The organism is uncultured Campylobacter sp., from assembly GCF_937959485.1.
Classification (GTDB): domain Bacteria; phylum Campylobacterota; class Campylobacteria; order Campylobacterales; family Campylobacteraceae; genus Campylobacter_B.
The window spans coordinates 377,007-401,278 of sequence record NZ_CALGPY010000005.1; the positions used below are offsets into that span (position 1 = coordinate 377,007).

Here is a 24,272-nt window from a genome sequence, read left to right on the forward strand (position 1 = left end):
CAAATTTTATCGAGATCTTCGTAGGATCAGCAAATTTACCCTACCGCGAATAAAATTTTGCCGCAGAATTTCAAGCTTTTTGATCCAAGCTCGCCTCTTAAAATTCTACGAAAGAAAGTCCGATGCCGATCTTATTGACGCTGCGTTTGTAGTCCGCGAGGCTCTCGCCGTAGCCGTTGAAGTAGCGCAGATAGCCGTAAAATCCGCTATTAAAGATCGGGAAGCTGTAGTTCAGCTCGATCGCGCCGCGGTTACTGCCGTCAAAATGGAGGTTGTTTCGCCACAGAGCGCTAAGTCGCTGCTTGCCGAAGGTGTATGACGCGCGCAGATCGCCGTAGCCCATATAATCCGCGATGTCCTCGTTCGTGCGGTCCAGCCAAAAGGCATACCACGCCCTAGGCGTGATCGAAAATCCGCCCGCGCTCCACGTGCTTTGGACGTAGGCTTTGTTCCACGAGCGCGATTCTGCGCCGCCTTTGCCGTTTGATTCGTGCAGAGCGCCTATCTTTAGCTCATCCGCAAACGGTACCGGTGCGCTAACGTAGAGCTCGGGGCGGTAGTTACTCTCGCGAAAGGGGGCGCTATCCTGCGTGATCTGCCACCAGGAATTTTGCGCGTAAGCGAATGAAAATTTCTCTCCAAGGCCCAGCGCGTCGTAAGTAATCGGCCGCTCAAAGCTAAACTCAAAATGCAGCTCATCCGCCTTGCGATCAGGTTTTTTGCTAAAATCGTGAGTAAAGAGCATATAGATCGGCTCGTAGTATTTAAGCCCTAAAAATCCGAAATTTCGGCCATTTTGCTCGCTTTGCGGCGCGGAATTTGATGCAGTGGAATTCTGCGAGAGCGAGGCGGAATTCGATGATGCTAAATTTGACGCGGAGCCTGACGCAGCCGAGCCTGCGTCTGCGAAATTTGACGAAGTGGAATTTGGCTCGACAGGTTTTGGCGCAGCGGAATTTTGTGCGAAAGAATTTTGCGGCAGCGCAGAGCTTAAAATGGCGGTATCGTCGTGCGCAGCGCGGTTTTCTGCAGACGAGGTAGAATTTTTTGCTGAATTTCGGCGCGACTTTTCGCCGCTTTCCGCTAGACTTGCCGCGGCGATCTTTTTGTAATAGATCATCGCGTTTTTGTAATCGCCCTTGGCCTCGTATTCGCTAGCCTTTGCGTATAGCTCGGATAGATCTTGCGCGGCTAGGCTCATGGTGCAAAACGCGAATGCTAAAGCTTTAAATTTCATCTACGCCCTTTAAATCGTTTTGATAATTTATATTTAAAAACTGCTCTTTGTTTTTGAAATTTAGCACTTTGGAATTTGCAGATCCGATGAGCGCGCCGATCTTATGCTCTTTCGCGCGGTAGAGCTCAAGCGCGCGCGGAGCGAGATCCGCGTCAAAAAATCCGCACAGGCTATGTCTGTGCAGGTCATCGCCCGCTACGCAAATTTGCCCCTCCTGCTCTCTAAGCGCGCGAATGGTGGAAATTTCCACAAATGGCATATCGGCGGGGATGATAAAAATGCGCTCGCCGCTAAATGGTTTCAGCGCCGAATACAGCGCGCCCATCGGCGAAAAATCCTCAAATTCATCGTAAATCATAGGAAGCGGCGGGTTAAATTTAGGGCTTTTGGCGCAGGCGAAAACCCGCTCAAACTCGCGGCTTAAGCGCGAGAAAAGAAAGTGCGTCATGCTGGGATGCCCGCGAAATGGAAACAGCGTTTTGTCGCTGCCGAAACGCGAGCTTTTGCCGCCACAGAGAATGACGCAGGTTTTCATCGAAATTTCACCGGCTTTCATCGATCTTTATCGCGGCGAAATTTTAAATTTGAAAGTAAAATTTGAAAGAAGTGCGGACATATCAGTCTTTTTGCATATATTTAGCTTTGCCAAGGGCGTTATTTGCGATGAACTGATAAAGGCTCGGCGCCTGAAGCTTGGCTAGCTCGGGGTATTTGGCTTTAAGCGTCTTCCAGATGTCGTAGACTCGCATACCGCTTGCGTAAAGCTTCATAATCTCGCTAAAATGCGGATCGTAAAGGCTCGGCTTTTTATACAGCGAGAGTTTGCGGTCGGTATCCAGCACCGCGTTTGCCTCGATAAAAGCCGCCAGATCGCGCTCGCTTACTTTAGCAAAATCCTTTTCGTAATGAGCTTTCATATATTTTAAAATTTCTTTATTGCTAACGCCTTGGAAGTGCATTTTTTTGATCTCGAAGCGATATGCGTATAAAAAGTCTTCGCTTTTTTTGGCGGTTGCGCGAAGTCTTGCTTTTTCATCTTTGAACGTCACGGAGATGAAGTGCGTAAGCCCGGGCGCAGTAACGGCGTTTTTGAACGCTTCGTCCTCCTCGCCGATCTTTTTTAGGATCGCCTTGACGGTGTAGCCCTCGGCGATAAGGTTTGAAATTTTATCTTTATAAGGTTTGTAGTCGAATCGCACGCGCCTAAAGCCCGTCTCGACGCTGATTTTTTTGTAGATCCTCGCATGCTCTCTAGATGTAAAATACCTCGATTTCAGCCCTTTGCGGATTTGTTCGGCAACCGCGGTAAAATCGTCATAATCGGCGATGGACGCGATTAATTCCTTTTCGTTTACGACCCTGCCGTTAACGACCGCGATGGTAATGACCTTCATATTTTCTCCTTTGATTGGGTACAATTCTAACTTAAAACTATAAACTCAAATTTAATTATTTATTATCAAGGATTGCGTAGGATTTGCGTTTGCAAGGTAGAATTTACGCGCTAAGATTTAGCATTTTGATTGATTTTTATATCTTTTTTGTGCTTGTTCTCACGCTGCTTTTTTATACTTTTTTGTGTAGAGATGAAGCGGGTTTGCAGAGATAAATTTTACCCGCAAACTCAAGCTAAATTGCCAGCGAAAGTTAGCTTTTTTTAAACGAAAAAAGCTTTTTGATCTTCGTAAGCCCAAGCTTCATGCCGCTATATTTCATCATCTTAGCCATATTCACCCACATTTCGCGCTCGTAGCACGGATGCGGGCAGTGGTGACAACGCGGTTTTTCGATATGCGGGCAGGCGCGCAGGCGCGCGTAGGCGTAACGTAGCATCCGCTCGCAGTCCGCGCACAGATGAAAGTGCGTTTGCACGAGCCCCTTATCGTCTTTGTAGTCATGAAGCACGGCACCGTCTTTTTTAGGCGCATCCGCATGCTTGCCATCGCAGTAAATTTGGATAAATTTCGTCACCGTGTTTACTTCGTAAATAAATTTTTCGCTAGTCATATTTGATCCTTTGGGCGGATTTTATCTAAAAGAGACAAAAATACTCTTGAGCGCGCTCAAGCTAGAATTTATAGAATTTTAAAATTCCGCGGAATTTCGCTTTATCTTTCGACCTTGTTGCTTAATAGAGTCGCAATGAAGCGTGTTTTGTCGTTTGAGGCAAGCGCGATTTGCAAGCTCATCGTAAGCGGCACAGCCAAAAATAGCCCGCCGATACCAAGCACGAAGCCCCACAGCAGTAGCCCCGCAAGCACGCTGATCGTTGAAAGTCCGAGCCCTTGCCCTAAAAATCGTGGCTCGATGATATTTCCGATCGCTACGTTTACGACCAAATAGATTGCGATAGTCCAGATGCTAGAGCTTATATCCATCGTAGCTAATGTCACGAAAAGCGTCGGAAAGACCGCTACGATCGAGCCGATGGTTGGGATGAAATTTAGTACGAAGGCTAAAATCCCCCACAGCGCGGCATACGGAACTCCGAGCGCCCATAGTCCGAGCCCGATGAGCGCACCGGTGCAAGCTGAAGCGATAGTTTTAATTAGCAGATATTTTTTGAGGCTGGAGGCAAATTTCTTCACGAAAGTGTGCGTAGCACGGCTACTTTGCGAAAAATAGCGGATTTTTTCGTCGATCACAGAGCTTTCAAAGACCATAAATGAAACCATTATAAAAATGAAAAATCCCGTCGAGACTATCGAGCCTGTTTTGCGCAGTAGTGCAGATAGCTGCGCGGCGGCTTCGCTCGGATCAATGCCTAGGCTTGCGGCGTTAAGCTCTATGCCGAATAGAGAGAGCTTCGCACTCACGCCTCCTAGCACCTCTTCAAATTTTGCTTGCAGCTCGGGTAGGCGCGCTGAAAATTCCTTGATCGCATCGAAGATGACTGCGCCGAAAAACACTATAATCGCCACGAAGGCAAAGGTAATGATGAGGAAACTAAAGACGCGCCCGACGCGGATCTTTTGGACATAAAGCACCAGCGGCGAGACGAGCACCGTGATGAAAATAGCTAGCAAAAATGGCACGACGATAGCCTGCGCGGCTTTAAGACCAGCCAGGATGATTATGACGCAAGCAACCGACATCAAGGACATTTGAAGCTTCAAGGATTCTCCTAAATTTGACATTTTCGCAGAGCTTTTACGCGAAATTTTGATAGAAGGATTTTAACTAAAATTCCATAAATTTATGACTAAAATTTTATATATCATTTCTTATCCCATAAATTCAGTTCACTTTGAATTTCTATCTTTATATAATAAGAATTTTCTGTAATACCTGCAAATTTTACCAATATTTTTGTCTCATCGGAGGAGCTTAAATGTACTGGAAATGATTTTGCTCCATTAGAAAGCAGCCAAATAGTACGTGTTATTCCGTCAGAAAATGAACAAGCGTATTTTGTTTCTTTCACATAATTCTTTTTAAAAAACGGAATACATCTTACTTTTATTGGTACATAATACTCATCAGAATAACAACAAACTCTAGCCAATGGCACAGTATTACCAAGACCCTGTTTAAAGCCCTCTTCTGCCCAACTATATTTGTAATTGTTTCGCCAACCATCTTCCCTTTTATTGCTTATTTCTTTATCTACATCAATTTTACTATTACGTCATAATTCTAAGAATTTTATGCTATCAACAAACGCAATATCTCCAGTGTTATTTGTAAATGGGTGGCACATATATACAGATTTTTGGTTTTTAATTTTTAATTCGAAAATAACACGTTTTTCTTCAACTATAATGTTTATGCCAGGAAAACGTTCAAGCTTCATATTGCACTCCAATCCCTATATTTATTGACATGGCTTATCATACAAAATACTCGCGGGCGGCATCCTTGCTCTCAAAGGGGCTTGCGCTCAGCTCGCTGCCGTCTATGAGCACGAGGTAGCGGCGCGCGGCGCCCGTTTTGGCGTATGTTAGCGCCAGCCTCGCTGCAAGCTCTCTATCTGCCTCGCTCGCGCCCCTGCTTAGCAGGCTTAGCGCGCCCACGACGTCATCTTTAAATTTTATCTCGCTAAATTTTGGATTTTGCACTGCGGCAAGCTTTTTGTTGTCGCTCTCATCTCGTCCGATTATGAGCTTAGCACCCTCAGGCAGGCGCAGATGACGCCCGAATTTTAAAATTTCAGCGTCCGCGGGCGTTTCGATCTTTTCAAATTTTACCGCATCCTTGATCCGCTCGCTAAAGCTCTGCACGGTCAGCAGACAGCCTCCCGCGGGCGTTTCATAGTCCTCAAAGCCGAATTCTGCCGCCAGCTGCATCTGTCTAGCCCGCCCGCGCCCGCTGATGTCAAGCAGCGCGCCCCTATCTACCCAGCCCTTGATCTCGGGCGTCGTGGGCGGCAGCAGCTTCGCGCACAGCGGACGTAGGATCAGCCCCTCCTCATCGCCGCTAAGCCCGCCGACCTGAGCTAGAGCCTGCGCGCGCTGGCTCATCGGGCGCTGTCCGAGCACCTCGCCCGTGATGATGAAGCTCGCCCCTTCGCTTTGCAGCATCGCAAGCGCGGTCTTAAACATATATCCGTGGCAGTCGATGCAGGGGTTGAAGTGCTTGCCGTAGCCGTATTTGGGCTCGAAAAGTACCTGACGTAGATATTCGCTTCTGATATCGACGCTTTTAAAATCCGCCCCCGCGGCTGCGGCTCTGCGGCGCATGATCTCGCTCTTATCGTCCTTGCCGCCAAATCCGATATCCATATTCAGCGCGAGCACCTCAATGCCTTGCGAGACGATGAGTTTGACCGCGAGCATTGAATCAAGCCCGCCGCTAAAGAGCGCCAATGCCTTCATTTCGTTCCTTTACTTGAGTTGATTGATCTTTTTTTGATACTCCAAGATTCGCTCGATCTTGTCGGGCGCGTCGGAGTTTTTGAGCTTTTGCATCAGATCTTGCAGGGCGTTGCGGCGTAAAATTTTGCACGCGTCATTAAAAAGCGCCGTACCGCCGATCGGCAAAATTTCATCGTCCAGTGCGAGCGCGCACAGATTTTCGCGGGCTTCGGTTTCGGCGTTTTGAACATTTTGAGCGGCGGCTTCCCTCTCGCCTTGCTTCGCGACGTTGTTTACTTCTTGCTTCTCGCCGCCGTTTGCGCCCTGCTGCGCGGAGGAGCCTTTTAAATTTACGGCGCCTGCGGAGGCTTGCCTGATAAAATTTTGCTCGCTAGAATTCTCGCCGCTTTTTAAATTTACGCTCTCGCTACGGATAAAATTTTCTCCTGCGCCGCCTGCGGTAAAATTTTCGGGAGCGCTGTCTACATTGCCGTCCTCGCCCGCGATGAAATTTTTAAAATTCCCGCCGCTACGAGAGAAAGCCAAAAACGCCTCGAAAATATCGCCGTGCATGCGAAAATCACGCCGCTCCAAGCAGCCGAGCCCGAGCTCCGCCATCTCGCCATCGAGCAGCATCGATTTTATGATCTGAAGCTCCGCGATCTCCTTGCGGCGCAGTAGCGTCCGCCCGCTCCTCGCCGAAGCCGCAGGCGGCGCAGAGCTTTCGTAGCGCGCCGTGTTTTGCTCGCGATCAAAATTTCCGCCGTTTAAACCCCTGCTCGCACCGCCCCTGCCGTCTGCGCCGCGCCCCTCGTAAGAGCTGAAATCGCGAGAGCCGAAGCTCCCGCCCTCGCTAAAATTTCGCCCCTCAAAGCCCGCGCCGAAATTTTTACCGCCGTCAGCAAGATTGAACGAAGCGGGCGAGACATTTAAAATTTGCGCCACTAAGCTCTGATAGGACTCGGCGAGCACGGGGCCGAGCGCTGCGGTAAATTCTTTGATCTCATTTAGCGCCGCTTCTTTTTGCACGGGGCGGGCGAGGTCGTATTTTTTAGCGATTCTTCGGATCAGAAACTCCCCGCTCTCCATGCCGCTAGCATAAATTTGCTCTAGCTCGCGCACCTTGCCCGCCGCAATCATATCCGCGGGATCGGCGCCACCGCCGATTATAGCGACGCTTGAGTCGATCTTATTCAGGCACAAAAGCCGCGCCGATTTTATCGCCGCATTGATGCCCGCGGCGTCGCCGTCGAAGCTAAGCACGACGTTAAGCTCCGCGCGCTTTATAAGCGGCAGATGAGCGGGCGTCAGCGCCGTGCCGAGCACCGCTACGGCGTTATCGATGCCCGCTTGATGAAGCATGATAACGTCCATGTAGCCCTCGGTGATGATGAGGGTTTTTTTGGCGATTGCACTTTTTTTCGCAAGGTCGAATGCGTAGAAAATTTTAGATTTATCAAACAGTGCGCACTGCGGCGAATTGACGTATTTGGCGGGGTTATCGCTTATCGTACGACCGCCGAAACCCACGAGCTTGCTTGCGTGGTTGTAGATCGGAAAGGTAATGCGCTCGATGAAGCTTGCGTAGAGCCCGCGCTCGTTTTGCTTCACCGCGCCCGCATTTAACGCGTCTTGCGGCGGAATTTCTTCGTTTTGCAAAACTCTGATCGTCTGCGCGCTAGCTCCTGCGTATCCAAGGCCGAATTTGCGAATGCTTTGATCGCTTAGGCCGCGATCGTGCAGGTATTTCACGGCGGCAGGATTTTGATAAAGGCAGCTTTGGTAGTAGGCGTTTAAAATCCTGAGCACCTTCTTCTCTTCGCTGCGCTCCTGGACTTTGGCGCCGGTGTATTGCAGCGCGAAATTATACATCCCCGCAAGCTTTTCGACCGCTTCTGGGAAGCTTATCTTTTCGTAATCTTGGATAAATTTAATCGCGTTACCGCCCGCTTTGCACGAAAAACAGTGAAAAATTCCAAGCTTGGAGCTCACGCTCATGCTCGGGTGCGAATCGTCGTGGAAGGGGCAGACGCCCACGAAATTTGCGCCGCTGCGCTTAAGCGGGACATATTTTTCTACGACGTCTACGATATCTACGGTGGCCAGCAGATTTTCTATGCTTTCGTTTTTAATCATAAGCGAAATTATACCCGCACTTTGCTATAATTGCCCTTTATTTTTGCGACGAGGTTTGATTTGGATAATTTTTTCTTAGACGATCGCGATCCGATTTTCGGGCTTATCATGCTAATAAGCATAATCTTGCTAGTGTCGATTCTAAGCTACATTTGGGGAGTTTTTTCTAAAAAAAACGAGAGGCAGAGCTTAGAGAATTTCATCAAAAAATTTGACACCCTAGACGCGCTTAGCTCGGAGCACAGGCAACTTTTAGCAAGCCCGCAAATAGACATCCCGACGCTTGGAATTTTAGCTAGCTCTTTCGTCAAAAGCGGCGACTTCGAGCGCGCGATAGAAATTTATCTAATCGCGCTAAGTAAGGCTAGCGGCGGCGTACAGAGGGAGTTTATCCTTACCAATCTCGGTATCGTATATTTCAAAGCGGGCTTTTTAGGGCGCGCCGAAGAGGTATTTTTACAGGCGCTGAAGCTGCGCCCCAGAAACAAAGAGGCCCTTACGCATCTTACGGTGATTTATGAGCGGCTGAAGCGCTTTAATGAGGCACTTGAGGTGCTTGACGCGCTGCGCGAACAGGATGCCGAAGTATATGCTCAAAGCCAGTTCGAGCGCGCCCAGATCATCGCAAACGACGCAAATACGCCGTTTAACAAGAAGATCGCTAAAATTTCAAAGCTAAACTTCAAAGGCGCGGGGCGGTTCTGCATGGAGCTTTTTATCAAAAACAAAGAGCCTATGGAGGGCTTTGACCGCTTCCCGCCGATCGAGCAGGCAATTGATCTGATCTATGATTTCCCTGCGGCGGTAAATACGCAGGATGCGGAGTACAACGCGCTTTTTTACGCGCTTGGAAAAAGCGATCAAAAGCCGCAGAGCGCGAGTAAAATTTTTGAGATCAACGCGCTTATGGCTATGAAAGACGCGGGCTTTGAGGACGCCGGGCTTAGCTTTAGCTACACCTGTGCGAAGTGCAAAAGCTCGGTGGGGCTTTTTTCGCACCGCTGCCCGGTCTGCTACGAGCTAGGTAGCATGGAGATCAGAGCGCAAATTTCGGAGAAAACCGGTGAAATCGGTCAAACTTTTTAGCGACGGCAGCTGCCTCGGAAACCCCGGAGCAGGCGGCTGGGCTTATATCTTGCAATACGGCAACGCGATAAAAAAGGCAAGCGGCGCGGAAGCGATGACGACAAATAATCAAATGGAGCTAACCGCCGCTATAATGGGGCTGAGCGCGCTTAAGCAGCCCTGCCGCGTCGAGCTTTTTACCGATAGCGAGTATGTCGTTAAAGCGATAAGCTCCTGGCTCGCAAAGTGGGTCGTTACCGATTTTAAGGGCAAGAAAAACGCGGATCTGTGGCGCAGATACCTTGCGGCGGCGGCGCCTCACGAGATCAAGGCCTCCTGGGTCAAGGGGCATGCGGGTCATCCGCAAAACGAGGAGTGCGATGCTATGGCTCGCGCGGCGGCGGAAGCGATAAGGGGCTAAAATTCTGCGGCGAAGCTTGCGGTTACGCGGATTAAGCATGGATTTGCCCACGTTTGCTTTACGCGTAGAGCCGCTTCGGCGTAAATTTTATCGCCCGAAGCCTGTTTTAGCGCATTTGTTCACGCAATCGAGCTCTCGTATTTGAGGGCAGGCGCGTTTTTGGCGAGGATTAAATTTGCGGCGAGCGAGCTTCGGCGCGGTTTGCGTTAGAATTAGCGGGTACGTTTAAATTTTATTCGTCGCAGATCGTCGCTAGTACGCTTCATTCGCCGCGTTAGCGCAAATTTGGCGCAGGTCCTGCTCGCGTTCGTTTCGCTTGTGCGGGTTTTGTTCGCACCGGATGCCGTTTGCGTGTGAGCCGCTGCTGATTTCGCAAAATTTTATAATAAAGGGTAAAGATGCAAAATTTAGAAAAATTACAAGAAAAACTGGGCTATAAATTTAAAAATTTAACCCACCTCAAAATCGCTCTTACGCACAAAAGCGCCAAAAACGGACATAACAACGAGAGACTGGAATTTTTAGGCGATGCGGTGATGGATCTGATCGTGGGCGAGTATCTTTTCAAAAAATTTAGTAGCGATGAGGGCGATCTGAGCAAGCTGCGCGCCGCACTCGTAAACGAAAGCAGCTTTTCTAAATTTGCAAAATTTTTGGGCATCGGCGAGAACCTGAATATGTCGCTGTCCGAGGAGCGCAACGGCGGGCGCGAGAAACCATCGCTGCTTTCGGACGCGTTTGAGGCGATAATGGGCGCCGTCTATCTTGAGAGCGGGCTGCAAAATACCGCCCGCATCGCGACTGCGATTTTAGAAATCCTCTATCCGCGCATCAGCTTTAACGAGCTCGTGCGAGACTACAAAACCGCGCTGCAAGAGCTCACGCAGGCAAAATTCGGCGTCACGCCCGAATATATCCTTTTAGGCTCGAGCGGCCCCGATCATAAAAAAAGCTTCGAAATGGCGGCGCTTGTTAGCGGCAAGCGGCTCTCATCCGCCGTGGGAGCGAGCAAAAAGGAGGCCGAGCAAAAATGCGCTCAAATCGCGATCGAGCTTTTACAAAACGGCGCCTCGCACGGTACTGGCGCGCAAAATAGTGAGCAAACAGCATGCGGCGACGCACAAAGCGGTGCAAATCGCGCTCAGGACGACAAAAAAGGCTCGCGAAATGGCGACGGACGGGTGCAGGATAGCAAAAAGAGCGACCGCACCGGCGTACCTAGCGGCACGCCGAACACTAAAAGAAGCAATGAGCGAAACAAAAACGCCGAACAAAATGGACGCGATAGCGATCAAGGAGACGCGTTATGAATACCTTCGGCGAGAGATTGCGCCTTAGCACCTTCGGTGAGAGTCACGGCGCGGCGATCGGCGGCGTTTTGGACGGATTGCCGGCTGGCGTGGAGATCGAGCTTTCAAATATCCAAAGCGAGCTTGATCGCCGCAAGCCAGGCGGCAAATACGCTACGCCGCGCAAAGAAGCCGACGAGATCGAAATTTTAAGCGGGATTTTTGACGGACGCAGCACCGGCACGCCGATCGGATTTATCATCCGCAACGCAAACCAGCACTCGAAGGACTACGAAGAGCTAAGGGATGTTTTCCGCCCCGCACACGCCGATTTTACGTATTTTGCCAAATACGGACTGCGCGATTACCGAGGCGGCGGGCGGGCAAGCGCGCGCGAAACCGCCGTGCGCGTGGCCGCGGGAGCGTTTGCACAAATCCTGCTAGATCACTTTAAAATTTCCGTAAAAAGCGGAATTTACGGCGTGGGCGAAATTTACGCGGGAAATTTAGACTTCGACTTTGCGCAAAACAGCGAAATTTTCGCGCTCGATCCCGCTGTGGAGGGCGCGCAAAAGGAGCTAATTCTAAGCGTCAAAAATGCTGGCGATAGTATCGGCGGCTGCGTGATAACGCGCGTTACGGGCGTGCCTGCTGGGCTCGGCGAGCCGCTGTACGGCAAGCTGGATGCGGCGCTTGCGGGCGCGCTAATGGGCATAAACGGCGTAAAGGCCGTGCAGATCGGCGCGGGAGTGAAGGCAAGCACGCTAAAAGGTAGCGAAAATAACGATTTTATGCGCGCTAGTAAGGATGCGATCCGCACCAACGGCGGCAAGATCGGCGCAAATTTCGTAAGCAACAACGCAGGCGGGATCCTAGGCGGCATAAGTAGCGGCGCGCCGATCGAGATTGCGACGCATTTTAAGCCCACTCCGAGCATTTTCATGGCGCAACGCAGCGTCGACGTGCGCGGCGCGGACGCGGTCTGCGAGCTGCGCGGGCGGCACGATCCGTGTATCGCCGTGCGCGGCAGCGTCGTAGCTACCGCAATGGCGCGGCTGGTGATCGCCGATGCGCTGCTACTAAACGCGAGCGCGACGCTGGGGAATTTAAAGCGAATTTACGGCGAGGATTAAATTTAGACGGGCGGTCCCTTAAATTTCGCGGAATTTCATTAAATTTAAGGGTCGAGCGATGAAATTCCCGCGAGCGAGGCGGGCAAATTTTAAATTTACGCGGTAAGCCTATCGCGACAAGGAGAGCAAAATGAGACTTGAGCGTATCGGCGAGGACTCGGCGCTGATCGCGCGCATAGAGGCGATCAACGTCGCGGCGTTCCCCGAAATCGAGCGTATCAGCATAAAAAATTTCTTAAAAATGTCGCGCAAAGGACAGCTTGAAATCGCGGCGATTTTCGAGGATTTTACTGCCCTGGTCGCTGGCGGCGCGAGTGATAAGCATTACGCGGCGGCGAGCGAAAATTTATGCGCGCTGCAGGATCGCGGCGAAGCTAGCCAAGATCGCGATGCTGCGGGTAAAAATTCCGATGCGGCTAACCGCAACACGGCAGAATTAGCCTCTTTGAATTCCAAAAATCGCAGCGTGATAGGTAAAAAATCCAGTGCGACGTGTGAAAAATCCAGCTTGGAAAGTAAAAATCCCAGCGCGGAGGCAAGCGAAAATTTCAATGCGGCGGCGCAAAATTTAAGCGGCGAGGAGCTGGTGGGGTTTTGCGTCTATAGGACCGAGCAAACATACAAGCGCGCGGTTTCGCACCACAAACAGCCTCCGCCTCGATTAAATGCGGATAAAATTTTAAGATCCAAAGCCCATAGCGGCGCAGAATTTGAAGGCGCAGAGGATGAAATCCCAAGTGGCAAAGTAAAATTTTCAGAGGCAAAATTTTTTAGCGTTGCTAGCGGCAAAAACCCGAGCCAAAAAGCGCAGCCTTTTAGCGGCGATGAAATTTTAAATGCGAGCGCAGATAGCAAAATTCCGATCGACGCGGACCGTTTGATTTGCGGTGCGAGCAGCGAAATTTCATCAAGCGTCAGAAGGGATGAAATTTCATCAAGCGCTGCAGAGGGTAAAATTTCGTCAGGTACCGCGGAAAGCGAAATTTCGCGCTACAATGAGGGCGAAATTTCAAGCGGCGGAGAGAGCGAGATTTTTTACGTGGCCTACCTCGGCATTGATGCGAAATTTCGCGGGCTGGGGATCGGCTCAAGGCTGCTCGCGCTCATCTCCGAGCAAAATCCGCGCGCGCAAATCGTCCTTGACGTCGAGCCGCCGCACGAGGACGCACCCAATCTCGCGCAGCGCCTGCGCCGCATAGAATTCTACGGCAGGCACGGCTTTCGGCGCTGCGGCAAGTTTTTTAACTACGCGGGGCTAAGCTTCGAGATCCTTGCCAAGCCGCCGCTAAGCGCGCCGCAGCAGGGCTTTGACGTAGCGAGCTTCGTGAAATTTATCGGCGCGGGCAATAAATTTAGATTTAAAATCACCGACGCGCCGCTATACAAAAACTAATGCAAAAGCCCGAATTCAGCCTCATCTGCGACGATACGTTTTATAAAATTTTCTCCGCCTCTATCCTTGCGTTTTTTTGCATTTTTATCTCTTTGGACATCGGCGGATCGGGGGAGCTGTTTTACACGGACAGCCCGCTACGCTCACAGCGAGCCAAGCCCAGCCTGACGATCGTTTTTTTGTTTTTGGCGTTACTTTATTTGCGAAGCGGCAGCAAAGAGGCGGCGCGCGTGGAATTTGACGAGCTTAAAATATCCTTTCGCAGAGGGTTAGACAAATACGATCTTATGCTTGGATGCGTCGATCTGATAGAGCCGTCGCTCGGCTTCGTGCGGACGTTTCGCGTGCCGTTTCTAAGCTACGAACGGTTTTTGAAACTGCAAGAAATTTTAAAATTCTTGCTTCTTTTCGCATACGCCGCGGGCGTGTTTTTGACGATCAAATTCGGCTTTGCCGAGGCTGCGATCTATGCAGCAGCGGGCATTTTTGCGATTTTGATCGCTTCAAAGCTCGTCGTCGCGCGAAGGCTAGACGGACGAGCGGGGCTACGACTGCGCGATTGCCTGCTACTGCGCGGGAGGGACGATACGGGCGCGGCGGTATTTTTTTGCATCCGTCCTAGCCGCGCCGAGCGCGAAGCTTTACGCATATATTTTTTGAAAAATTTCAGCTACGACATTAAGGCGTGAAATTTTTCGGTTTTCAGCGTAAAATTTAGACCCGCTGGATGTCTGGATAAAGCTAAACGTAAACGAAGCACAAAGGCGGATGCTGCGCGAGTATTTCGCGGCGAGATTGAGGCTAGATTTCGAGCAAAATTCTACTCACAGCAATCGTAGATGGGATCTCTCGGTACTCGAAGCAGTCCTCGAAGCAGTCGCAGATGAGATCGCTCGGCACCCGAAGCAATCCTCTAAGTAGCTTCAGATGAGTTGCTAGTGTCTGCTTGACTGAGATAACCACGGCTTGTCGCAACTCGCCTCGCCGCAAGCGCCTATGCAAATATCCTGCGCTCTTAAACGCGTCGAAAGCGAGGCGGTGATAAAATGCGCTTCGTCAAAAATCATACCGAAAAGGAATTTTATGAGGGACTACGACAAAGAGCCGATCAAAATCATAGATAGGGCGGTTTACTTTCAAAACAATATCGTTCTTTTTCTTTCACTCGGTTGCCTATATAAAATATTCAATCTAGAAGTTACTCCGTTAAACTTGAAATTTTACACGCATTTTAGTGCCGATTTAGTTATGTTTATCGTAGTGGTCTTTTTATTGTTGCCGGCTACATTACTTTGGCCTATTAAAAGAAAGGGCAGTCCCGCGTATTTTTTATTGGAAAATAATAAAATCAGCTATATAAATGCTTTCGACGATAAGCCCGGATCGCTAAATCAGGCGCTAAATGATTTTTATTTTGTCAAGAAAGAGGAAGTAATAAAAATTTGCGATGCCTGCGATATAGATAAGGTAAGTTTTTGCATTATATCAGAGCTATATGATAGCTACGGAAGATTTCACTATTTTTCGTCATACGAGCTGTATAAAAAGTCGTCCATAGGGGTACACATAGGAAAGGTTGTATTGTTTTTATATCATACGATAAATTTCATATTGTTCATCTTGCCGTTTAAAATTTATATGCTGATAAGAGCGGATGAGCCTTTGGGCTTAATCCGCAAAAATATCGTGCTAAGGTTCAAAAATAGAAATTACTTCCTTATAAATATATATTCTAGGCGAGATCTGGATGAGATACTAGAGTATTTTAAGCAAAAAGGCGTCCAAGTTGCAGACAAAGTAGTCTTTATGCCGCAGGCACAGAATAAAGGCTTATTTACCGATAAAAATGAAATTTGGAGCGATGATTTTAGCGATACGCAAATTCCAAAAGACACGTTTAAGCGAAAGCTTAGGCGATTTTTTAGCTTGGATTAAAGAGCGATTCCGTCCGTTTCAGCGTAAAATTTAGACCCGCGGGGTAGAATTACAAAAATTTTTACACGGAGCAAACAATGAAAAATTTCTTTCTAGCCGCAATATTTTGCGCGCTATTTAGCGGTTGCGCATATGAGGCGCAGTTTAATCAAAACGCGGACGTAGCGCCGTTTGACGACACTATAAGCGCGACCAACGCCATGCAAAGTGCGCTCATTTACATCCCTGGCGAGCTAATGGGGACAAAAAGCTACGTCGCAAGCTCGAAGCTAGGCAGAGACGATGAGCTTAAAATCGATGTCGGTGAGTTCGTCGCAGGCGAGGCAAAGCGCTTCTTCGGCACCTACCTAAGGCGCGTGAGCGTCACCGACGACGAAAAAGCGCTGCAAGGCAAAGGGCTCGTCATCGCGCCTGAGCTTAGCTCATTCGGCTTTGGCTTTTACAGCTCCGACGGCATCGACGTTTCGGCAAAGCCCTATGTGCGCTACAATCTACGCCTAAAAATGTTTAAAAACGGAAAGCCGATCTACAACCAAAATATCGCCGTAAACGAGCGCAACTTCGGCGAGGAGGAGTTTTTCGGCGGCGGTCAGGGCTCGTACGCACAGATCGGCGGGATCTTCCAAAAGGCGATGGCGAACGACTACGCCGTGCACGCCAGAGAGATTTTGAGCGCAATCGACGCCGCGAAGTAAAATTTTAAATTCGCATCGGCTCGCTCCCCCACTTCGTCGCTAGCGGTCGGTGCGGCGCTTTTTACGTGGGGTTCTTGGCGGCGTATCGCAAGACGGCGACGCGAATTTAAATTTAAAGCTCACGGGCGGGCGGAGCGAACCTAAATTTAAAGCCCGCCTGTGAGCCATGCGCTGTAATTTCGCAAAATTTTAAAGCTGAGCGACGCACCGAAATTTTGCGAAATTTTAAAGGCTGTGATACTCCAAAATACGGAGCATGCAAATCCAAATTTAAAAGCCGAAACGCAAAGTATATCCGCGACAACGGCGCGCCCGTGTGGGACAAATCTAAATTTAAAAGCGTGAAAGCAAGCCTAAATTTAAAACTCTAAAGCTCGTTCAAAGGCTAAAAGCTCGCTCGTTTCGCTAGCATGCATAAATTTGCCGCATCTAAGCTCTAAGCAAGGCAGCGGACGCCTTGCCGGCGGTCCTTTGCATCAGCGCTGATGTTTTGTGGGCATGCGCGGCAAGGCGGCAAAAATAACGCGAAATTTTAAAATTTAGGGTGCGGCAAAGCGGAATTTATCTTTGTAAATTTAAAGCATTCATTAATATTAATTTTTGTATCATTCTGAAAATTTTGCAAGGAGATGAAATGAAAAAATTTCTACTACTTCCGCTTGTTTGCGGAGCGCTTTTTGCGGCACCAAGCTGCGATAATGTCCAACTCAAAGCCGCCGTGGAAGGTATCAATAAGAGTGCGCCGCTGAGAGTCGATGAGATTACCACTTTAACGGGTGCCGAGTGCAAAGACGGTACTTTTATCTACAACTACGAGCTAAACGACGGCATGGGGCTAAAATTTGACAGTATCAACGATACGCAAAAAAACGTAATGCAAAACGTCGTAGGCAGCCAAAATAAACAGATTTTTTGCGAGAATATGAAGGTTATGCACTCCTTGATAAACAGCGCAGTGTGGGTCTACAAGCTAAAAAACGGCTCGGAATTTATGCGGGTAGAATTTAAACCTAGCGATTGCAACTAATTCAAATTCTAAAATTTCAAAATGCCCGTAAGCTTTGCGGGCATTTTCCTCTGCAGCTCTTTGCGGATTATCTTTCGCAAGCGTTTTTATCTAGCGCGATTTTTATCGGCGGCAAGCCCTCTATCTCGTAATTTAGCACCATCGTTTTACCAAGCTCCCGCAGGCGCCGCGAAAATTCCGCGCTGCAAAAGCCGGCTTTCGCTTTAGCAAACAGCATCTCTTTTAAAATTTCCGCATCACCCGCATCCAGCGCGCTAAGATCTAAATTTGACGAGCTATTTAGCGCGTAATCGTATATGAAGCTACCCTCTTCGCATGCGGCGCCTTTTAGGGTCGTAGCATCGTCGATCCTGCGCGGCGCGCCCTCGTTTATCCGCGCTAGCGTATCTCGCACCCGCTTGCTTTCGCAGAAGTTTCGCTCTAGCTCGCCGCGTTGTTTCTCTGCATAAAATTCCACCGCCACGTTTGCCAAAATTCCGACTCCAAGTAGTACTAGTAAAATTTTAATCGGCTTATTTAACCGCGCGCTTAAGCTTCGTGCGTCCATCATCGCGCCCTTTCGCAGCACAGCAACGTGTGTCCGACGCCGAGTCCGTCGTGAATACGTGAAATTTTAAGCCCCGCGCGCTGCGCAAATTTAATCATATCGTCCGAGTGATAAATTTTGCTATTGCCGTTTGCCATAGCGGCGAAATACACGCTGATCTGCGTCATGCTATACGCAGCGGTTTCGTAGCGCTGCCTGTCCCAAAACGGCTCCAAAATATAAAGCCGCGCCTCCGCGCTCATCGACTCCGCCGCACGCGAGAGGATGCTTACGATCTGCTCCTCTGCGAAGCAGTCCAGAAACTGACTGAGCCAAATCGCGTCAAAACCGCGCGGAAAGCGCGTAGCAGCATCTAGCAGATCGGCCGCAAGCCCCTCTATGCGCTCAGCGCCCTGCGCGCCTGCGACGGCGTCTTTCATCAGCGCGATCTGCCCCGCAAGATCCATTATCGTGACGCGCACATTTTTGTCGTAGCCCACGCACCGCTTAGCAAAGCGCCCCGTGTTGCCGCCTACGTCTAAAATTTTATTTGTCTTGCGCGAGAAAATGATCTCTAGCGCGGGCTCAAACGCCAAATCCGAATAAAAATGATCAAACGCGAGCCAGCTCTTGCGCACGTGCGGCGGCAGATGCGAAAGCGCCTCGTAGATCGTAGCCCACTGCCCAAAGACCTTTAGCCCCTCGGGTTTGCCCGATTTTAGCGTCTCTTCGAGCCTAAAGAGCCCCTCGTAACACACATCGTGGATGAAGTCCATATCCACTCCCACCATCTCGTCGGTGAGCAGAAAATACCCCGCCTTGCTGAGCCGAAATTTCTCGCCGCACAGCAGCACCGTGCCGATGCTAAGCGAGCTTTCCAAAAGCAGCTTTACGGCGTATTCGCTAAGCGAAGTCTTCTGCACGATCTCACTTATGCTTAGCCCGCCCTGCGCCTCATTAAGCGCGCTTAAAATTCCAAATTTTTTCATCAGCCGCGAGACTTGAAAGACCACCGGCGCAAAGGCGATCTCATTCGCCGTCCGCTGAGCCTCGCCCGCGCTTTGACGCTCGGCGCCGTAACGATCTAAAAGCTGTTTGGGAAGTTTCATTTTTGATCCTGCTTATGTAAATTTCGCAAAATTTTAGCAAAAAATTCTAACTTTTCTTGCGCCCGCTAAGAATTTGCGCATATCTCAGAATTTTGCGATGAAATTTTAAAATTCCGTCTTAAAATTTAAGTCGTTTTGCAGCTGTATGTTTATTGAGATAGATTTTATTTTGAGATCCTAAAAAATTTTAAATCTCGCCGCACAAAATTTATGAGCGAGAAGAAAGGCAAAAGTGCTATAAATTCCTAAAAAATGCGCGCGCCACGCTTTCGCACTAAACTTTGGAATTTATTGCACCTTAAACTTAGCGGTTCAAAAGCGCTTGCTAGCTTATTCGATCCACTTTACTACGTCATCCATGCTGCGGCGGATCTTTTGCGGCTGCGGATTTACGCGGTAGCCGAAAGGCACGAGCAGCGCCACGCGGCGCTCATTCCATTTTAGATCCAAAATCTCTCCGAGCGCAGCGCGATCGAAGCCCTCTATCGGGCAGCTGTCGATGCCGCGGCTTGCAGCCTCGTTCATCATCGCAAGTGCTGCGAACATGCACTGCGCGTGCGACCAATTAAATAGCTCCTCATCGTCGTTGTGAAAATAACCGCTTAAAAAATCTTGATAAAATTTATGCCTGTCGCCGATATATTTAGGCGCTTCATCTTTTTTACGTGTAATCATTCGCTCGATATAATCACTTCCTAGCTTTATGTCCTTGATCTTTGCTAAAATCACGACCAGATGTGAGCAAGAGGTGATCTGCGGCTGATTCCACGATTTTTCGCGAATCTGCTCGCGTAGCGCCTTGTTTTGCACAACCAAAAAGTCCCATTGCTCTAGCCCCGTAGAACTAGGTGCTAAGATGCCTGCCTGTAAAATGGCGTCAAAATCGGCTTTACCGATCTTTTTGTTCTCGTCAAAAATTTTGCATGCATGGCGAAATTTCATAATCTCTAAATGTGTCATAGTCTCTCCTTAATTAGAATTTTTGTAGATCAAATACCCGCCATCTTTGCGTCTGATGCTGAGATTGCCCTCATGCGAGCGCACGCCGATGCGGTAGTAGCCGTCCTCTTTAGTGACATTAATGTCGCTAAAGCCGCCGATATTTACAGCAAAGCTCGCGCCGCTAAGCGGGATCTCTTGGCGCCAAAACTCCGCCTCAAGCGTGCCCGAAGCATTTGCGTCGGAGCTTTTGAAATCGTCTGCGGTGATGAGCTGCACGCTGTCTTTGCGGATGACAAATTTTAATCCGTCGTCAAATTTAAGCGTTTCTAACGGCAGCTCTAGGCGCGGCGCGAAGCTAGGTGTGATGCCACTTTGCGAGACCTGCTTTTGTAAATTTGGATCAGTCGAAGTAACCGAAACGTCCAGTGCCCTATGTAGCGCGGGTTTGGCGCTCGCGCTTAGCACGAAATCATCGTGCCAATCAATTGAGCGATTGATATCAACGATCTTTTCGTGCAGGACCCCGTCGTCGTCCCTATATCGCACGATCAGGCTTTCGATCGTAAGAGCGTCGGAGGGAAGCGCAAAGGTTTGCTGCGTAAAATTTTTAGGCGCGGGCGTATTTTGTGGCGTGGCGGCGGAGCTTTGCGCCGGATTGGAATTTTGCGGAGCAGATTGCGCGTTTTGTTGCATAGTGGAGTTTTGCACCGTAGAATTTTGAGCTGTAGAATTCTGTGCCGCCTTGAAATTTTGCATTATCGTAGAATTTGGCTCGCTTACTTCCGGCACGATCGGTAACTCATCAGGAGGCGGAAGCATCGCAGCCGAAGGCTGCGCAGAAGAGTTCAGCTCCGTTTTTATAACCTGCGAAGGAGCGCCAATGCCAGCTTGGGGCGCAGGAGCTTTTTTTTCGGTCTGCGAGAGCTGTACGCTCACGGCTTTTTTGGTGACGCTTGCTTTGACGCTAAAATTTGCTTCTGCGGCGCTTTTTTGCATTGCTGCGGTAGGGCTTTTAGATGTTTCAGGTTTCATTACAGCTTGCTTAGCGTTTGGGCTTTGTGCACCTTTTTTTGGCTCTTTAATCGCCAAATCGGTAGAATTTTGCTCTTTTGCCGCGGTGATGTTTGGTTTCGTAGCGTTGGAATTTGCGCTATTTAAATTCTCTGCGTTTAAAAAAGCGCAAAGACCTAAAATTAGCAAAAAAATTTTTCTCATTTTTTAAGGTCCGGATCGAGCGAGCGACGCTCTAAATAAAGCTTTTGCAGTTCGGCGTTTTCTTCTTTTAGCCGCTCGACGTCGGTGAATAAAAACGCCTTCTCCTTTTGCAGCTGGCGCAGCACTTCAAACGATCGTTTGCCAAACAGCACGTCACCCACGAAGATGCCCGCAAAAACAACGCAGACGATCAGCGCAAGAGCTGCAAAAATCTGCTTAAGAGGTGAAAACGGATTGATAAAATTCAGCCGTTCTTTTAAATTTTTACGCTTTTTTAAAGCTTTTTTAGCGGCAGGATCTGCGTTTTGCGGCATAAAAGAAAATCCTTGCGCGGCAGGATTTATGTCTTGTGCCGCAAAGCCCGTGCCATTAAAGCCGTAGTCTGCACTTTGAGCCGCAAAACCCGCGTCGTTTGGGAAGCAGTTTTCTTTCGCGTATAATTCTGCACTCTTTAAATCGCCGCCCCCAATAAATTCCGCGCTGTAAAAGCCCGCGTCCGCTTGCGCGCTGCCTTCGTAGTTTCCGCTTGCAGCGGAGCTTTTGCTGCTTAAATTAGAGTTGCCACTTGTGGCTTCAGAGGCAGAGCCTGTTTCGTCTATACCGCGCGAAGCTCCGTTGCGATTTTTCCGGAAGCCAGCCCCTACTGCGCTAAAGCCTCCGCCAAAATTTTCATCGCTATAAAATTCATCATCGTCAAAAAAATCGTCCTCGTCAAAGTCTGCGTCTGAATATCTGCCTTGCGTGTCCGTATAATCCGCTCCGTCCGCATAGGTGCACTGCGCGCTACCTTTTAAGCCCCGCTTGGACTTTTTTTTAAAAAACATTTTAAATTCGGCTTCCTAAAAACTCATCTGTCTCGCGCTCGATCTCAAGCAGGCGGTTGTATTTGGCGTTGCGTTCGCTTCTTGAGGTCGCGCCAGTTTTGATTTGACCCGTATTCATCGCGACGGCGAAGTCCGCGATAAAGCTATCCTCGCTCTCGCCGCTTCTGTGGCTCATCACGCAGCGGTAGCCTTTGCGCTGCGCTAGGCGGATCGTCTGCATAGTTTGGCTTACGGTGCCGATTTGATTTGGCTTGATCAAAATCGCGTTGCCTACGCCTTTGGCTATACCTTCGCGTAAAATTTTCTCGTTCGTTACAAATAGATCGTCGCCCACAAGCTGCACTTTAGAGCCAAGCTTGCTAGTTAGCTTCGCCCAGCCCGCCCAGTCGTCCTCGCTTAGGCCGTCTTCGATTGAAAATATCGGATACCTCTCGCAAAGACGTGCGTATCTCTCTATCAGCTCTTCGCTGCTAAATTCCTTGCCTTCAAGCTTATATTTGCCGTTTTCGTACAGCTCGCTAGCTGCGACGTCAAGGGCTAGCTTAATCTGCTCTCCTGCCTTGTAGCCCGCTTTTTCGATAGCTTGCATGATTAGTTTGATCGGCTCTTCGTTATCGTTTAAATTCGGCGCAAATCCGCCCTCGTCGCCCACTGCCGTGCTATGGCCTGCCGCGTTTAGAAGACCTTTTAGCGTGTGGTAAATTTCGCTCGCCGCTCGCAGCGCGCCGCTAAATTTATCAAATCCAAACGGCATAATCATAAATTCTTGAAAATCCACGCTGTTGTTCGCATGCGCGCCGCCGTTGATGATATTAAACATCGGCACCGGAAGCACGGTAGCGTTTGCGCCGCCCAGGTAGCGGTACAAAGGCACGTCAAGGCTCTTTGCCGCCGCACGTGCTACCGCCATAGATACGCCAAGCACGGCGTTTGCGCCTAAATTTGAGTAGTTATCGGTGCCGTCGAGCTCGCGCATCTCATCATCAAGTGCCTTTTGATCGAATGCATCCAGCCCGATCACGGCCTCTGCGATCTGCGAATTTACGTTTTCAACAGCCTTTAGCACGCCCTTGCCGCAGTATCTCTCGTCTTTGTCGCGGAGCTCCAGTGCCTCGCGTTTGCCCGTGCTTGCGCCGCTTGGGACTATCGCGCTTGCTACCGTGCCGTCGCTTAGAGCGACCGTAGCTTTCACGGTCGGGTTGCCGCGGCTATCGAGCACTTCTATCGCATAAACATCTTCGATATAAATCATCATTCATCTCCACTTTGTAAATTTTCTTCATCGTCCGCGTCTGCGCTGAAATTTACGCTGCCCATCTGCTCGCGGATCTTTGCAGTGATCTCTTCGGCGACAGCAGGGTTATTCTCTAGATAAATTTTAGCGTTTTCGCGCCCTTGACCTAGCTTCGTATCGCCGTAGCTGAACCATGCGCCGCTTTTATCGACGATATCGAGCTTGACGCCGTAATCGATCAGCTCGCCTACTTTGCTGATGCCCTTGCCGAACATTATGTCAAATTCCGCGATCTTAAACGGAGGCGCCACCTTGTTTTTCACGACCTTGACCTTGGCGCGGTTGCCAATGCTCTCTTCGTTTTGTTTCAAAGTGGCGATCTTGCGTATATCGATGCGCACCGAAGCGTAAAATTTAAGCGCATTGCCGCCGGTCGTCGTCTCTGGCGTGCCGTAGCCCATCGCGCCGATCTTCATACGGATTTGATTGATAAAGATCACCGTCGTATTCATCTTATGCACGACGCCGGCGAGTTTGCGTAGCGCTTGGCTCATAAGTCGTGCCTGGAGTCCCACGTGCTGATCGCCCATATCGCCCTCGATCTCGTTTTTCGGCGTGAGCGCAGCGACGCTATCTACGACGATAAGATCGATCGCGCCGCTTTTTGCCAGGGTTTCTACGATATCAAGTGCCTGCTCGCCGAAGTCGGGCTGAGAGACGTAGAGATTGTCGGTATCGACGCCTAAATTTGAAGCGTATTTGACGTCCAGCGCGTGTTCGGCGTCCACGAATGCGCAAATTCCGCCCGCCTTTTGGCACTCGGCGATGATGTGAAGCGTAAGCGTCGTCTTTCCCGAGCTCTCCGGTCCGTAAATCTCGATAATACGTCCTTTCGGCACGCCGCCGATGCCAAGCGCGATGTCAAGCCCCACAGAGCCCGTAGAGATGGCATCTATCGGCTCGACCTGCTTATCGCCCAGCCGCACCAGCGTGCCCTTGCCGAAAGCTTTGTCGATCGATTTTAGCGCCGCATCCAGCGTCTTTTTCTTTCCCTCGTCCATGTTTTTCCTTAAAAATAAATTCACCTAATTTTACCAAATTTGAAATGAATTTTTGATTATTCGCTCAAATTCGGCGCGGCATAGGAATTTGAAATTTTTAAGGAGCGCAAAAGCTCTGTGCGGCAAGCCTTAAAGCTTTAAATTTAGCCTTTTAAACGGGCCCTGTTTTTTACGTTTTTCTTTAGAAATTCCGCACTTTTATGAGGGCTGTAGCAAAATTTCACTATAATTTCGCAA

General features: G+C 49.5%; 25 protein-coding genes and 1 pseudogene. 9 read left to right on the forward strand and 17 right to left on the reverse strand.

What is annotated here, in order from left to right; genetic code table 11:
* Positions 1-97: 97 nt before the first annotated feature.
* The 9 genes from Q0380_RS03900 to dnaG all read right to left on the reverse strand — a co-directional run bounded on the left by Q0380_RS03900 (position 98) and on the right by dnaG (position 8,166).
* Positions 98-1,237 (reverse strand): phospholipase A, encoded by a 1,140-nt coding sequence (locus Q0380_RS03900; RefSeq protein WP_298960377.1) that lies wholly within the window; start codon positions 1,235-1,237, stop codon positions 98-100.
* A complete protein-coding gene (locus tag Q0380_RS03905; protein ID WP_298960380.1) occupies positions 1,227-1,793 on the reverse strand; it encodes a molybdenum cofactor guanylyltransferase in 567 nt (188 codons plus the stop codon). Before Q0380_RS03905 ends, Q0380_RS03900 begins: the two co-directional genes overlap by 11 nt.
* A 61-nt stretch (positions 1,794-1,854) precedes the next feature.
* Positions 1,855-2,631: a hypothetical protein gene (locus Q0380_RS03910; protein ID WP_298960383.1), complete on the reverse strand. Its 777-nt coding sequence runs from the start codon at positions 2,629-2,631 to the stop codon at positions 1,855-1,857.
* 253 nt (positions 2,632-2,884) lie between these two features.
* Positions 2,885-3,244, reverse strand: a complete 360-nt coding sequence (locus Q0380_RS03915) for a nitrous oxide-stimulated promoter family protein (RefSeq protein ID WP_298960386.1) — start codon at positions 3,242-3,244, stop codon at positions 2,885-2,887.
* 101 nt (positions 3,245-3,345) lie between these two features.
* Positions 3,346-4,353: an AI-2E family transporter gene (locus tag Q0380_RS03920; RefSeq protein WP_298960389.1), complete on the reverse strand. Its 1,008-nt coding sequence runs from the start codon at positions 4,351-4,353 to the stop codon at positions 3,346-3,348.
* 101 nt (positions 4,354-4,454) lie between these two features.
* The gene (locus tag Q0380_RS03925; protein ID WP_298960392.1) at positions 4,455-4,661 is read right to left on the reverse strand and encodes a hypothetical protein; all 207 of its coding nucleotides are present in this window, start codon (positions 4,659-4,661) and stop codon (positions 4,455-4,457) included.
* A 204-nt stretch (positions 4,662-4,865) separates the two neighbouring features.
* Entirely contained in the window at positions 4,866-5,030 is a 165-nt protein-coding gene (locus Q0380_RS03930; protein WP_298960394.1) for a hypothetical protein, read from the reverse strand.
* Positions 5,031-5,067: 37 nt separating this feature from the next.
* The gene (locus Q0380_RS03935; RefSeq protein WP_298960398.1) at positions 5,068-6,051 is read right to left on the reverse strand and encodes an argininosuccinate synthase domain-containing protein; all 984 of its coding nucleotides are present in this window, start codon (positions 6,049-6,051) and stop codon (positions 5,068-5,070) included.
* A gap of 9 nt (positions 6,052-6,060) precedes the next feature.
* Positions 6,061-8,166 (reverse strand): DNA primase, encoded by a 2,106-nt coding sequence (gene dnaG / locus Q0380_RS03940; RefSeq protein WP_298960401.1) that lies wholly within the window; start codon positions 8,164-8,166, stop codon positions 6,061-6,063.
* A gap of 60 nt (positions 8,167-8,226) precedes the next feature.
* Between dnaG and Q0380_RS03945 the strand changes: the two genes are divergently transcribed.
* From Q0380_RS03945 to Q0380_RS03970, 6 genes and pseudogenes are all read left to right on the forward strand, one after another.
* Positions 8,227-9,252 carry a tetratricopeptide repeat protein gene (locus tag Q0380_RS03945; RefSeq protein ID WP_298960404.1) on the forward strand — a complete coding sequence of 342 codons (1,026 nt, stop codon included), beginning with the start codon at positions 8,227-8,229 and terminating at the stop codon, positions 9,250-9,252.
* The gene (rnhA, locus tag Q0380_RS03950) at positions 9,230-9,652 is read left to right on the forward strand and encodes a ribonuclease HI (protein ID WP_298960406.1); all 423 of its coding nucleotides are present in this window, start codon (positions 9,230-9,232) and stop codon (positions 9,650-9,652) included. The genes Q0380_RS03945 and rnhA overlap by 23 nt, the downstream gene beginning before the upstream one ends.
* A gap of 398 nt (positions 9,653-10,050) precedes the next feature.
* A pseudogene (gene rnc, locus Q0380_RS03955) lies at positions 10,051-10,713 on the forward strand (ribonuclease III); the annotation flags it as partial.
* A gap of 245 nt (positions 10,714-10,958) precedes the next feature.
* Complete coding sequence (aroC, locus tag Q0380_RS03960; protein ID WP_298960409.1) at positions 10,959-12,074, forward strand: chorismate synthase; 1,116 nt, start codon at positions 10,959-10,961, stop codon at positions 12,072-12,074.
* 130 nt (positions 12,075-12,204) lie between these two features.
* Positions 12,205-13,467 (forward strand): GNAT family N-acetyltransferase, encoded by a 1,263-nt coding sequence (locus tag Q0380_RS03965; RefSeq protein WP_298960412.1) that lies wholly within the window; start codon positions 12,205-12,207, stop codon positions 13,465-13,467.
* Positions 13,467-14,156: a hypothetical protein gene (locus Q0380_RS03970; protein ID WP_298960415.1), complete on the forward strand. Its 690-nt coding sequence runs from the start codon at positions 13,467-13,469 to the stop codon at positions 14,154-14,156. The genes Q0380_RS03965 and Q0380_RS03970 overlap by 1 nt, the downstream gene beginning before the upstream one ends.
* A 112-nt stretch (positions 14,157-14,268) precedes the next feature.
* On the opposite strand, the gene Q0380_RS03975 is transcribed toward Q0380_RS03970, so the two are convergent.
* Positions 14,269-14,442 carry a hypothetical protein gene (locus tag Q0380_RS03975; protein WP_298960418.1) on the reverse strand — a complete coding sequence of 58 codons (174 nt, stop codon included), beginning with the start codon at positions 14,440-14,442 and terminating at the stop codon, positions 14,269-14,271.
* Positions 14,443-14,550: 108 nt separating this feature from the next.
* Between Q0380_RS03975 and Q0380_RS03980 the strand changes: the two genes are divergently transcribed.
* The 3 genes from Q0380_RS03980 (at position 14,551) to Q0380_RS03990 (ending at position 17,124) form a co-directional block, all read left to right on the forward strand.
* Complete coding sequence (locus Q0380_RS03980) at positions 14,551-15,402, forward strand: hypothetical protein (protein ID WP_298960421.1); 852 nt, start codon at positions 14,551-14,553, stop codon at positions 15,400-15,402.
* 77 nt (positions 15,403-15,479) lie between these two features.
* Positions 15,480-16,097 (forward strand): hypothetical protein, encoded by a 618-nt coding sequence (locus Q0380_RS03985; RefSeq protein WP_298960424.1) that lies wholly within the window; start codon positions 15,480-15,482, stop codon positions 16,095-16,097.
* 634 nt (positions 16,098-16,731) lie between these two features.
* A complete protein-coding gene (locus Q0380_RS03990) occupies positions 16,732-17,124 on the forward strand; it encodes a hypothetical protein (protein ID WP_298960426.1) in 393 nt (130 codons plus the stop codon).
* Positions 17,125-17,191: 67 nt separating this feature from the next.
* On the opposite strand, the gene Q0380_RS03995 is transcribed toward Q0380_RS03990, so the two are convergent.
* From Q0380_RS03995 to recA, 7 genes are all read right to left on the reverse strand, one after another.
* Entirely contained in the window at positions 17,192-17,671 is a 480-nt protein-coding gene (locus tag Q0380_RS03995; protein ID WP_298960429.1) for a hypothetical protein, read from the reverse strand.
* A complete protein-coding gene (locus tag Q0380_RS04000; RefSeq protein ID WP_298960432.1) occupies positions 17,671-18,759 on the reverse strand; it encodes a methyltransferase in 1,089 nt (362 codons plus the stop codon). Before Q0380_RS04000 ends, Q0380_RS03995 begins: the two co-directional genes overlap by 1 nt.
* Before the next feature lie 330 nt (positions 18,760-19,089).
* Positions 19,090-19,719 (reverse strand): NAD(P)H-dependent oxidoreductase, encoded by a 630-nt coding sequence (locus tag Q0380_RS04005; protein ID WP_298960435.1) that lies wholly within the window; start codon positions 19,717-19,719, stop codon positions 19,090-19,092.
* A gap of 9 nt (positions 19,720-19,728) precedes the next feature.
* Positions 19,729-20,916: a hypothetical protein gene (locus Q0380_RS04010; RefSeq protein WP_298960438.1), complete on the reverse strand. Its 1,188-nt coding sequence runs from the start codon at positions 20,914-20,916 to the stop codon at positions 19,729-19,731.
* Complete coding sequence (locus tag Q0380_RS04015; protein WP_298960441.1) at positions 20,913-21,740, reverse strand: hypothetical protein; 828 nt, start codon at positions 21,738-21,740, stop codon at positions 20,913-20,915. The genes Q0380_RS04010 and Q0380_RS04015 overlap by 4 nt, the downstream gene beginning before the upstream one ends.
* Position 21,741: 1 nt before the next feature.
* Positions 21,742-22,992, reverse strand: coding sequence for a phosphopyruvate hydratase (gene eno / locus Q0380_RS04020; protein ID WP_298960811.1), 1,251 nt, complete (start codon positions 22,990-22,992; stop codon positions 21,742-21,744).
* Positions 22,992-24,035: a recombinase RecA gene (recA, locus tag Q0380_RS04025; RefSeq protein WP_177387156.1), complete on the reverse strand. Its 1,044-nt coding sequence runs from the start codon at positions 24,033-24,035 to the stop codon at positions 22,992-22,994. Before recA ends, eno begins: the two co-directional genes overlap by 1 nt.
* Between the last annotated feature and the right edge of the window lie 237 nt (positions 24,036-24,272).